This is a genomic window from Streptomyces sp. NBC_00005 (assembly GCF_045160215.1).
Lineage (GTDB): Bacteria > Actinomycetota > Actinomycetes > Streptomycetales > Streptomycetaceae > Streptomyces.
Genome location: NZ_CP108316.1, coordinates 10,718,875 through 10,731,043 on the forward strand (window position 1 = coordinate 10,718,875; position 12,169 = coordinate 10,731,043).

The window sequence follows — 12,169 nt, forward strand, 5'->3', positions numbered from 1 at the left end:
AAGTCGCTGTACTATGACAGAAACCGCGAGCCTGGGGAAGAGGGTTCTTGCGGGTCCGTATACAGATGCGGCGGCTCGACTCGTCCGGGGACGACCGGCGGCAGCGTCTAAACTCCCCGGGACGTCACCAAGGGGAGGCTGATGTGCTCGACGCCGTTGACGACATGATCGTCGCCGCGCTGAGGAACGATGGACGGGCGACCGTCCGGTCGATCTCGAAGCTCGTCGGACTCCCGGAAACCACCACCCGGGCTCGGGTGAACGGTCTGTTGGAGTCGGGCCGGGTCAGCGTCATCGCCGTCCTGCACCCCTCCGTGGATCCCAGCGAGATCACGCTGTACATCCGTGTCCGGCTGTTGTCGGGCTGGGCGTCGCAGATCGCGGACTCCGTCCTCGGGCACTCCTACTGGCTGGCGGAAATCATCGGGGAACCCGAGGTGATCGCCACGTTCGACGTGACGTCACTGAGTCACGCCGCCAGGCTGACCGACGAGATCGCCCAACTGCCCTTCGTGTCCATGGTCACGACGGACCCGGTTCTGGGGATCTACACGGGCGCGGGAACGCCTGACGAGGCGGGTGGCGAAGCGGGGCTGTGGCCCGCCAGGGACGAAACACGACTCGACGCCCAGGATCGCCAGCTCATCCGCTCCCTCCAGGTCGACGGGCGCGCCACCTACACGGCACTCGCCCGCTCGGCCGGCCTGTCGCTCTCCCAGGCAAGGCGACGTGTCCTCGACCTCATCGACTCCGGCGCCATCCGGATATGGACGACGGTCCAGACAGCCGATCACGATCTGGCCCGGGCCGCACTCGACCTGACCGTCAACCCCAAGACCGTCATGACCACGGTCGAGCGTCTCGTCCGGCGTGCCGGTGTCGTCTCGGTCTCGCGCATGAGCGGGACCTCGGCGCTCGCGGTCGACGTCGCCGCCCGCGACACATCGGAACTCGGTCAACTCGTCGGCGACATCTCCGCGCATCCCGATCTCATCAGTGTCCGGGTGCAACGGATCCGTCTCCTGCGCCGCCAACTCCAGAAGCGGCTCCGCAGTGCTCCCGACCCGTCCTCGCAGGAGGATCCGGCCAGGTCGGAGGCCTTGGACTAGTCCGGTCTCAGCGCGGGTGTAAGCGCCCGCCCGCCGGGTGGGCCCGTCTCGCATGCCCGCCGGGCCTGAACGTAGTTCGCATATCGGTACGATCGCACGTACAGACGTACTCTGTCACGTATCTGCGTTCCATCCCTTACCAGCTGGAAACGCAAGGCCCTCGCCATGATGGCTACCGATGGTGTTTTATGTCGGCAGACCGGACTCGTGAACGAAAACGCCAAACCTTACTTCGGAAGATATGCCGCTCCTCAGAGAGCGCGCCATGCCGGAGCGTGTTCGCGTTCGTCCGACAACCGTTGAGGAGCTTCCCATGCCCCGGTCTGTCGAAGATCTGCTCAGCCGGCTGACGTTGGAGGAAAAGGTCGCCCAGCTCAGCGGCCCCGGCTTCCCACAGCTGGCGCCCCTGTTCGCATCACCCCCTGCCGATCCTGGCGTATCGCTGGTCAAGGGGTTCCAGGAGATCGCGCCCCACGGCGTCGGGCACCTCGCCATGTTGGGCAGTTTCTGTCCCGACCTGGACGCGCTCCCCTCCTTCTTCCGGTCGGTGCAGGACGCCGCGATGGCCTGCGGACGCTTCCCCATCCCCGCGCTGATCCACCTGGAGGCTCTCAACGGCCTGGTGCATCCCGGAGCGCCCACCTACCCCACAGGAATCGGCCAGGCCGCCACCTGGAACCCCGCCCTCACCGCACGCATGGCGTCGCTGACCCGGGAACGGATGCGCGCACTGGGCGCGCGTTTCGCCCTCTCCCCGGTCCTGGACATCAGCCGCGACCCGCGCTGGGGGCGCGTCCACGAGACCTACGGCGAGGACCCGGACCTGGCGGCCTCCTTCGGCGTGGCCTTCGTCCGTGGCCTCCAGAGCGACGACCTGCGCCAGGGCGTGGCCGCCTGCGGCAAGCACTTCATCGGATATGCGGCCTCGCAGGCGGGCCTGAACTGCGGCGGCGTGAACCTTGGACCGCGCGTCATCAGGGAGCAGTACGCCCGGCCCTTCGAGGCGGCCATCCGCGAGGCGGGGCTCGCCACCGTCATGAACTCGTACGCGGAGATCGACGGCCTTCCCGTCGCCGCCGATCCCGAAAAGCTCGGCACACTGCTGCGCGACGAGCTCGGCTTCACCGGCCTCGTCGTCAGCGACTACGCCTCCCTGGACCATCTGACCGTGCTGTTCCACCTGGCCCCGAACCTGAAGGAGGCGGGCCGGATCGCCCTCGGTGCGGGCATCGACGTGGAGTTCCCCGAGTTCCGGGCGTTCGCGGACCTGGCGGAACTGGTGCGTGAGGGCGCCTTGGACGAGTCGGTCGTCGACCGCTCGGCCCGGCGCGTCCTCGAACTCAAGGAACGCCTCGGGCTGCTCGACCACCTGCTGACTCCGGCCACCCCGGTGCCGGCTCTCCCTGCCGGCACCGCTGCGAAGGCCGAGGTGGAACTGGACCTGAGCCGCGCCATGGCGGCACAGGCCGTAGTGCTGCTGCAGAACGACGGAGTCCTGCCGCTGCACCCGGCGCCCGGGCGGGTGGCCGTGATCGGCGAACTCGCCGCACAGGTCCGCGTGCACTACGGGGCGTACAGCGGAGTCGCCGCGCACGAGTCGAGCATTTCCGGGTTCGAGGTGTCCTTCGAGGGCGGCGGCCTGGACAACGTGCACGGGCTGCGACTCATCCCCACGCCCGGCTTCCCGCACCGCTTTGAGGAGTTGGCGCGCGAGCTGGAGCCGCACGCGGTAGGCGTGAGCGACGCTCTGGGAGAGCTGCTCGAAGATCCGGCTCTGCTGGTCCGCGCCCCCTTCGGCGGCCCGGAAGCCACCACCCCCGACGACCTGGCCCGGGCCGCCGATGCCGCTGCCGGATCGGACGTCGCCATCGTGGTCGTCGGAGAGCGCACCGGCTGGGTCGGCGACGTGACGGCCGGCGAGCAGGTCGACCGGCAGGATCTGCGCCTGCCCGGCGACCAGGAAGTCCTGGTCGAGGCGGTCGCCGCGACGGGCACGCCGACCGTGGTCGTCGTGATCAGCGGACGCCCGCTCCTGCTGGACCGGGTGACCGGCCACGCGAACGCCGTCCTGTGGGCCCCGTTGCTCGGCCCCGCCGCCGGCCCTGTCCTGGCGGACGCCCTCCTCGGACGCACCGCACCGGCCGGACGCCTGCCCGTCTCCTTCCCCTCCTCGATCGGCCAGCTCCCCGTCTTCCACGGAAGCCGCGCGGGCAGCGGATACGACACCCCCGGCGGCGCCGAGGTCACCTACGTCGACGGCCCGGCCCGCCCCCTGTTCCCCTTCGGCCACGGACTGACCTACACGCACTTCAACTACGGCGACGCCCGATCCGCCGCCCGCGAGGTCACGGCCGGCGGTGACATCGAGGTGAGCGTGGACATCACCAACAGCGGTGACCAGGACGCCGACGAGGTGGTCCAGCTCTATGCCCGCGACGTCCTCGCCTCCACCGTCCGCCCGGTGCGGCAGCTCCTGGCGTTCACCCGTGTACACATTCCCGCCGGCGCCACCAAGCGTGTCCGCCTGACCGCCCCGGTCAACGCGCTCGCGCTCATCGACCCGCGCGGTCTGCTCGTCGTGGAACCCGGAGAGGTCGACCTCATGATCGGCGCGAGCTCCTCCGACATCCGCGCGCGCACCACGCTCACCATCACCGGAGACGTGACCGGCGTCCCCCGAGACGGCCGGTTCCTCGGCAGCGCGAACGCATCGTCCCTGTAAACAGGGGCAGTTGGAGGTATAGGACATGAGCACTCAGCGAAAGCCACTCACTTTCGGAGTCATCCAGGGCCTGAGCATGTCGGGCCTGGTCACCGGAATCTGGGCGCACCCGGACAACACGTCGGGGGAGTTCCTCACACTGGACTACTGGACGAAGATGGGCCGCAAACTGGAGGAGGGAGGCATCGACTTCCTGTTCCTGGCCGACCAGTTCGCCTATCCACTGAAGAACGGCACGATAGCGGCGCGCGCGGTCGAGGACGCCGTCGCCTTCCCCATGGGCGACCCGCTGGTCGCCCTGTCGGCCATCGCGAGCGCGACCTCCCGGCTCGGACTGGTGGCGACCATGTCCACCATGACCGAGCCGCCCGCCCATATCGCCCGCAGGCTCTCGACGCTCGACTCCCTGAGCGGAGGGCGCATCGGATGGAACATCGTGACCGGCGTCAACCAGGAGTCCACCACCCGCCTGTTCGGCACCGCCCTGCGCCCGCACGCCGAACGCTATGCGATCGCGGACGACTTCCTGGAGCTGGTCCTCAAGCTGTGGGAGGGATCCTGGGAGGACGACGCCGTCGTCTACGACAAGGCCAACCGGATCTACGCCGATCCCGCCAAGGTGCACGAGATCAAGCACGAAGGCCCCTACTTCAGGTGCGAGGGCGCGCTCCCCGTGCCGCCGTCCCCGCAGCGCACCCCGTTGCTTTTCCAGGCGGGCACGTCGAGCGCCGGCCGCCGGTTCGCGGCCAAGTACGCCGAAGCCGTCTTCATCCCGGGAAGCCACCCGGAGAAGGCGATCGCCGACATCGCGGCCATTCGTACCCTGGCGCAGGAGGAGTTCGGGCGCGACGCCGATGCGATCAAGTTCGTCTGCGGCGCGCTGTTCATCACCGGCGACACCGCGGCGGAAGCCGTACGGCGGCGTGAACAGATGGCCGGCTACTCGACGTTGGAGTCGGCCAAGCTGGAGTACGCGTACCACACGGGCATCGAACTGACCGACGCCGACATGGACAAGCCCATCCCCGGCAGTCGGCAGGCGACGGACAGTGCCAAGTCGTTGGTCGAGAAGTACGCGAGCGGGAAGGGCGCGAAGCGGCAGCCGCAGACGATCGGCGAGATGCTGGAACACCTGAGGGTCCACGGGACGACCGGGCTGGGGTTCGTCGGCACTCCCGAGCAGATCGCCGACGAGGTCGAGGAGTTCGTGGACCGCACGGGTGTCGACGGCTTCCTCATTGAGCCCTTCACCACGCCCGGCACCTACGACGACTTCGTCGACCGGATCATGCCCGTCCTGCGAGAACGAGGTCTCGCGAAGACGGCGTACGAGAGCTCCACCCTCCGCGAGCACCTGTTCGGCGCGGGCCGGGTGACCCTTCCGGAGAACCATGTGGGCGCGTCGTTCCGGCCCGGGCCGAAGTGACGGGTGAAGTGACGACAACGGTGCCCGGTCGGCCTTGAGTCGGCCGGGCACCGTTGTCGTCACCAGTTCCCCTTTACACAGCCGATTCGGGGACGGTCACAGGATGCGCGGCGAGCCGCCAGGAATCGGCTGTGGCAGCGGGCGGTTCGCCGACGGGGCCGGGGGCGCCGAACAGCTGGACGTCTGCGGTGCCGGGTGTGTGCGGGGCCCAGCCCGGGTCGCCGGTGTGGGCGAAGGCGCTCCAGGCGGTCATCATCCGTCGGCCGAGTGCCGCCGAGTCGGGCCACTGGCGGTACAGCGGAGCCAGTGGATTGTCGTCGCTGTCGTGGTTGCCGAACACGAGGGCCACCTCCATGCCGTGTGATGGTCCGACGCCCGGCAGGTCCGCGGCGAAGAGGTAGCGGTGCGCGGTGCCGCCTGCGCGGGTGTGGGCCTCGGCCATGCGGGCGGCCGGGACGCGGTAGAGGTGGTCGCCGAGGAAGCGCAGGCGCAGCCGTGTCGTGGTGGCGTCGGGCTCGGCGGCGCGGTAGGCGTTCAGCAGGCCTCGGGCCGCGGCTTCGCCCACCGCGCGGGCGATCTCGTCATGCAGCGCGCCGGCGGTGGGCGGCGTGGTGCCGGGCTGCCCGAACACCTCGGCCGCCAGCATCTCGTCGCGGTTCGCGCCGATGAGCAGCGGTACGGCGGCGGTGTCGCCGGCTTCGGCGGCCTGCACCGGCGTGCGCGGTAGGACGGTGCCGTCCAGGACCGGTCCCCAGGAACGTCCGCCGGGCAGGGCTCGCGCCCCCATGTCGGCGGGGACGATCTTCGCCTGGGCGGCCAGGATGTCCTCGACCGGTATGTCGAGGAGCTGCTCGGGGCGGCGGACGCCGACGGTGTCGAGCAGGTCGGCGGCCAGTCGGTGTGTCGTGGCCGGAGCGTAGATCCGTGCGACCGGCGGGCTCATCAGCATCGCCCGCCGGAACAGACCCCGGGCGGCGGGCATGGCCAGCAGGCAGCCGACGGAGCTCGCCCCCGCCGAGCCCCCGAAGACGGAGATGTTGTCCGGGTCGCCGCCGAACCGCCCGATGTTCCGGCGCACCCAGCGCAGCGCGGCGACCTGGTCCTGAAGCCCCAGATTGACCGAGCCGGACCAGCTCTCCCCGCCGATGCCGGTCAGATCCAGGAATCCCAGGGCGCCGACCCGGTAGTTGAAGCCGACCACGACGACGTCGCCGCCCCGCATCAGCCATTGCCCGTCGGTGCCCGGCGGCACCGCGCTTCCGGACTCGAAGGCGCCGCCGTAGATCCACACCATCACCGGCCTGCGGCCGTGCACGTCCGGCGTCCAGACGTTCACCTCCAGGCAGTCCTCGTCGTAGACGGCGTCAGGGGGCGACCAGGGGTCGGGGTTCTGTGCGGGCGACGCGCGGAAGGCCGTGGCGTCCCGCACGCCCTGCCACGGCCGCGGCCGTCGCGGCGGACGCAGCCGCAGCCGCCCGACCGGCGCCTCGGCGAACGGGATTCCCGCGAACACCGATCCGCCCTCGTCCAGCGCCCGCCCGGCCAGTTCCCCTTGCTCGACGGTTACGGAAACGGTGTCCGACAACTGCTCACTCCTCATCAACAGTGACGGTGATCTTGGTGCTCACCGGACAGTCGGTGACGCTGCGCCCGGCCTCGACGGCGTAGGTGCCCGGGACGGTGGTCCAGGCGGAGGCGTCATCGTCCCAGATCTGGAAGGCGCGGGCCGGAAGGTCGATGGCGACCTCGGCCGACTCACCGGGGGCTGCCTGTACCGAGGCGAAGCCCGCGAGCCAGCGGGCGGGGCGCTCCACGGTGTCGGCGACCGGGGCGAGGTAGAGCTGGACGACCTCACGGCCGGGCCGGGAGCCGGTGTTGCGGACGCGGACGGTCGCTGTGCGGCCGTCGACGGCCACCGCCTCGTACGACCACTGGGTGTAGCCGAGGCCATGGCCGAACCAGTAGGCGGGGGCCGGGGCGCCCGGACGCTGCCAGGCGCGGTAGCCGATGAAGAGGCCCTCGGTGTAGGGGAGGGTGCCGTCCTCGGCGGGGACCACCTGGGTGACGGGGGCGTCGACGAGACGGACGGGCCAGGTGGTGGGGAGCCGGCCGCCGGGTTCCTCGGCGCCGAGCAGGACGTCGGCAAGGGCGGCGCCGGCCTCCTGGCCGGGGAACCAGCTGAGGAGGATCGCGGCGACGTCGTCGCGCCAGGGGAGTTCGACCGGCGAGCCGGAGTTGACGACGACGATGGTGCGGGGGTTGGCGGCGGCGACCCGGGCGACGAGTTCGTCCTGGCGGCCGGGAAGCCGGAGGGAGGTGCGGTCGAAGCCCTCGCTCTCGACGCGCTCGGTCGTCGCGACCACCACGACAGCGACTTCGGACGCTGCGGCGACGGCGACGGCTTCCTCGATCAGTTCGTCGGCGTCACGCTGCGGCTCGCCGTGCACCAGCGAGAAGTCGATGATCTGGATCACGGCGTCCTCGTTGTCCGGCACGGTGTACGTGAGGCTCACCGCGACCGGCTGGCCTGCTGTCAGCTCGACGGTGCCGTGCTTCGTGGGGGAGCCGAAGAACGCTTCGAGGGGATCCTCCGCGTCACTGACCTGCGCCCCGTCGAAGAGGACCTCGCCGTTGACGACCAGAGTGAAGCCGCCGAACCCACTGGTACCGAAAGCGTGGAAGCCGCTCTCGCCCGGTGTGAAGGTGCCGACCGCCTCGATGCTGTGGACCGCCTCGTACAGCACGCCCTCGGGCAGGTCGAGGCCGGACCACCACACCTTGCCGTTGTGCAGCGGGCCGGTGCCGAGTACGTCACCCTCGGCGTCGCGCACGACGGCCCGCAGGTCGAAGCCCTGGTCGGCGACGCCGAGTTCTTCGCTGGGGTCGGCGCCGACGGCGAAGGTCAGTGCGACGCCCGTCGGGAGAGCGGACCGCAGACCGTCGAGAGGCGAGACGACGCTTTCCGGGAGCACCTGCGCGGATCCGCCGCCGAGCACCCGGGCCTCCCGCGCCGCCCTGCCGATGAGGGCGACGCTGCGCAGCACCGAGGGGTCCAGCGGCAGCGCGGAGCCCTCGTTCCGTACGAGGACGAAGGCGCGCCGTGCGATCTCGCGGGCGAGGGCCTTGCCGTCGATGTCCTCGGGGAAGACGGTCACCGCCGCCGGAGTGCCGTCCAGGATGCCGACCCTGGCGGCGAGCCTCAGCACGTTGCGCACCGCTTCGTCGACGATGTGCTCCGCGACCCGTCCGTCCTTCACGGCGGCGGCGAGTGCCTCGCCGTAGACGGTCCCCGGACCGGGCATGGCGACGTCGAGGCCGCCGGTGATGTCGCCGACGGTGTCGCGGGCGGCCAGCCAGTCGGAGACGATGCAGCCGTCGAAGCCCCATTCGCCGCGCAGGACTTCGTTCTGCAGGTAGCGGTGTTCGGTCATGGTGGAGCCGTTGACCGAGTTGTAGGCCGCCATGATGCCCCAGGGGTGGGCGTTCTTGACGATGGCTTCGAAGGGTGCGAGGTACAGCTCGCGCAGCGCCCGCGCGCTCACGATGTTGTCCACCGTGAAGCGGTCGGTCTCGGCGTCGTTGGCGACGAAGTGCTTGACCGTCGTCCCGACGCCGCCCTGCTGGACGCCCCTCACATAGCTGGTGCCGATCTCACCGGTGAGGTACGGGTCCTCGCTGTACGCCTCGAAGTGCCGTCCGCCGAGTGGCGAGCGGTGCAGGTTGACGGTGGGCGCGAGCAGCACATGGACGCCTTTGCGGCGGGCCTCCTGGGCGAGAAGGCGACCGGCGCGGAGGGCGAGCTCCGGGTCCCAGGTGGCGGCGAGCGCGGTGGGGCTGGGCAGTGCGATCGACGGTTCGTCAGCCGTCCAGCGCACACCGCGCACACCGATCGGGCCGTCCGACATCACCAGGGAGCCCAGCCCGATCTCGGGCAGCGCGGGCAGCGTCCACATGTCCTGGCCGGCCAGGAGCCGTGCCTTGGCGTTCAGGTCGAGAGTGCCGAGAGCCGCCTCGACGGCGTTCGTGGCCTCTGCGTCGGTCATGAGATGTGTGCTCCCTTGTGAGGTCGTACGGGTGGTTCAGCGGATGCTCTTGATGCAGGTCACCGACGACAGAGCGCCGACGAAGAGGACGACAGGCCCTGCACAGGAGCCCGGCCGCGTCGAGGGCACGGCCACGTCAGACCGACGGCGGGATCACCGGGAGTTCGATCCAGCTGTCGCCCGCACCGAGCAGGACGTCGCTGACGAACGAGCCGTCCGGCTGGCTCAGGCCCCAGCGCGGGAAGTTGCTGTGGGCCACGTGCACGCGCAGTCGGTGGCCGGCCGCGAGTTCGATGCTGGTCGACCACAGGTCGACGGTCACGGTCCGTTCGCGCGGCGCGTCGGCCTGGCCGTCGGTGGACTCCACCCGGCTCACGCCGTCGACCAGGTTGATCGACTTCCCGTCCGGCCGGACGTCGCACACGCGCACGACCCAGTCCGAGACCGTCGCCCCCGGCCGTACCCGGAGGTGGGCCCGGACCCGGCCGGTGATCTCCAGCGGCTCGTCCAACGGATCGGTGGTGAACACGAGCACGTCGTCCCGACACTCGACGTCGCGCTGATCCCACGCACCCCAGGGAAACTTCTCGTGCATCGCGATGCAGCCGCCCACCGTCTGCACCGGCTCGGACGCCTCGAACGTGAGCGCCGCGACCGCCGGCGATCCGCTGTCCAGGTCTTCATCGGCCGGGGATTCCCCGTGGGGGCTCCGCAAGGCGGCGCGCTCGGCGGCCCCCAGCTCCAGCCGGGTGGTCACCGCCCGGGCGAGCGGCCAGCTCTCCTCGTCCCGCCACTCGTTGCGCCCCATGACGAACAGCCGCACCGGCGCCTGGTCGAGGGGTCGGTCATCGAGGACCGCGTCGAAGAAGTCGAGGTGCTCCGCCGTCAGGGACGAGGTGAGGCCCATGGACTGTCCGCCGGCGGCGAGTCCGAAGTTCACCTCTCCGGTCTGCGAGCTGAAATCGGTGCCGTGTGTCCAGGGGCCGACGATGAGATGGCCGGCGACGCCCAGTTCACGCTGGCGCGCGAAGTTGTCGAGGGTCCCCTGCAGGAAGACGTCGTACCAGCCACCCACGTGCAGGGCCGGAATGCGGATGTCGTCGAGGACGGAGACGACATCCAGCTCCGCCACCGTCTTGGGGTCGGCGTCGGCTCGGCGAAGGCCGATATCGGGTACGCCCAGCTCCTCCAGCCACGGGATGCGTCCCGCCGGATAGCTCAGGTACTCGCCCCGGGCCAGTCCGTCGATCCGGCGCACCGCCTCCATCGCCTCGGCGGCCTTGCCGCGGCGCATCAGCTCGCTCATGCCGGTCGACAGCGACCAGAGCACGTTCAGTCCGTGCTCCGGCACGCCGCCGCGGCGCAAAGCGCCGTCCAGCGGATTCGACCAGGTCATGCCGGGCGCGATGGCACGCAGTCCGGGGGCACCCGAGGCAGCTGCCCGCCACTGGGTGTTGCCGAAATAACTGCCGCCGTACATGGCGACACGGCCGTCACAGAAGTCCTGCCCGGCCACCCACCCGACAGCGTCGAAACCGTCCTCGGTCTCGTGCTTCCACGGCACCCATTCCCCCTCGGACGTGCCGCGGCCCCGTACGTCCTGGACGACCACGACGTACCCGCGGCTCACAGCGGTCCGTATGTCGAGGTACACGGACGTATACGGCGACGACTTGTCGTACGGCAGCCTGACCAGCAGCGCAGGGTGTCGCTCGGCGTCATCGGGACGGTGGATGTCGGCTCGCAGCACGACTCCGTCTCGTGTGGTCATGGGGACATCGGTCGTGAGCAGCATCCGCATTTGGGTACCTTTTTTCGTACATTCGTACTCTGTCGCGTACTCATCGCGTGTTGCAATCCTTACCGGAGCGAAACGCGAGGCTCTCGCCAAGGTAGCCGGTGGTGGTGTTTTATGTCATCACTCGCGGCTGAAGAACGAAAACGCGATGACTGGCCCCCTTGAGTAAGGACATCCTGCGATGACAGAGATCCAGGCAAGCGGCCGCAACGGTCCAGTTGTTCAGCAGTCACCACCGACCTTGAGCATCACTTCTGCCCGTAAGGCGAAGCGCGCTCGCCGGGAATGGGGAGACTCACCGCTCTTCCGCACGATCACACCGACCCTGGCCGTGGTGTTGGCAGTGGTGGCCTGGCAGGTCGCCACGAAGGTCGGGAACATCGCTCCCACGGTCCTGCCCTCCCCGACGCGCGTCGCCGAGGCCGCCTGGACGGATCGCGAAGCGCTCTGGCTGAACACGGTCCCGACTCTCCAGGTGACGGCGGTGGGCCTGGTGGTCTCGGTCGCCGTGTCGGCGGTCCTGGCGACGCTCCTGAGTTTCGTCCCCCTGCTGCGCAACGCGACGCTTCCGCTGCTGATCGTCGCGCAGTCCATCCCGATCATCGTGCTGGCACCGCTGTTCGTCATCTGGTTCGGGTTCGGGCTGGGGCCGAAGATCGGGCTCATCGTGATCACCACGGCGCTGCCCATGACGATCTCCCTCCTCCAGGGATTCCTGTCGGCGGACCCGGACGCGGCGACCCTGATGAAGTCGCTGGGGGCGAACCGCGTCAAGGTGTTCCTGCGCCTTCAGGTCCCCTCCTCGCTGCCCTTCTTCTTCACCGGTCTGCGGGTCGTCGCCAGTTTCGCCGTCCTGGCGGCCATCTTCGCCGAGACGGTCGGCGCGGTGAACGGGCTCGGCATCTACATGGCGACACAGAAGAACATGCTCCGGACGGATCTGGTGCTGGCCGCGGCCATCGTCAGCATCGTCGTCAGCCTGCTGCTGTTCTCGCTCACCTACCTGCTCGAAACTCTCGCGATGCCGTGGGAACGCCGTCGGAAGGCGATGAGGTCCGAATGACGAACACC

General features: G+C 69.8%; 7 protein-coding genes. 4 read left to right on the plus strand and 3 right to left on the minus strand.

Annotated features, from left to right (window positions below; genetic code table 11):
* Positions 1-143: 143 nt before the first annotated feature.
* From OG303_RS48985 to OG303_RS48995, 3 genes are all read left to right on the plus strand, one after another.
* The gene (locus OG303_RS48985) at positions 144-1,109 is read left to right on the plus strand and encodes an Lrp/AsnC family transcriptional regulator (RefSeq protein ID WP_405876540.1); all 966 of its coding nucleotides are present in this window, start codon (positions 144-146) and stop codon (positions 1,107-1,109) included.
* A gap of 313 nt (positions 1,110-1,422) precedes the next feature.
* Positions 1,423-3,831: a glycoside hydrolase family 3 N-terminal domain-containing protein gene (locus tag OG303_RS48990; protein WP_405876542.1), complete on the plus strand. Its 2,409-nt coding sequence runs from the start codon at positions 1,423-1,425 to the stop codon at positions 3,829-3,831.
* Positions 3,832-3,856: 25 nt separating this feature from the next.
* The gene (locus tag OG303_RS48995) at positions 3,857-5,257 is read left to right on the plus strand and encodes an NtaA/DmoA family FMN-dependent monooxygenase (protein ID WP_405876544.1); all 1,401 of its coding nucleotides are present in this window, start codon (positions 3,857-3,859) and stop codon (positions 5,255-5,257) included.
* A 73-nt stretch (positions 5,258-5,330) separates the two neighbouring features.
* On the opposite strand, the gene OG303_RS49000 is transcribed toward OG303_RS48995, so the two are convergent.
* The 3 genes from OG303_RS49000 to OG303_RS49010 all read right to left on the minus strand — a co-directional run bounded on the left by OG303_RS49000 (position 5,331) and on the right by OG303_RS49010 (position 11,071).
* The gene (locus OG303_RS49000; RefSeq protein ID WP_405876546.1) at positions 5,331-6,842 is read right to left on the minus strand and encodes a carboxylesterase/lipase family protein; all 1,512 of its coding nucleotides are present in this window, start codon (positions 6,840-6,842) and stop codon (positions 5,331-5,333) included.
* Positions 6,843-6,846: 4 nt separating this feature from the next.
* The gene (locus OG303_RS49005) at positions 6,847-9,300 is read right to left on the minus strand and encodes a glycoside hydrolase family 3 protein (protein ID WP_405876548.1); all 2,454 of its coding nucleotides are present in this window, start codon (positions 9,298-9,300) and stop codon (positions 6,847-6,849) included.
* Positions 9,301-9,436: 136 nt separating this feature from the next.
* The gene (locus OG303_RS49010) at positions 9,437-11,071 is read right to left on the minus strand and encodes a CocE/NonD family hydrolase (RefSeq protein WP_405876550.1); all 1,635 of its coding nucleotides are present in this window, start codon (positions 11,069-11,071) and stop codon (positions 9,437-9,439) included.
* Positions 11,072-11,339: 268 nt separating this feature from the next.
* On the opposite strand from OG303_RS49010, the gene OG303_RS49015 reads away from it, so the two are divergent.
* Positions 11,340-12,161, plus strand: a complete 822-nt coding sequence (locus OG303_RS49015) for an ABC transporter permease (RefSeq protein WP_405876552.1) — start codon at positions 11,340-11,342, stop codon at positions 12,159-12,161.
* The last annotated feature ends 8 nt before the right edge of the window (positions 12,162-12,169 follow it).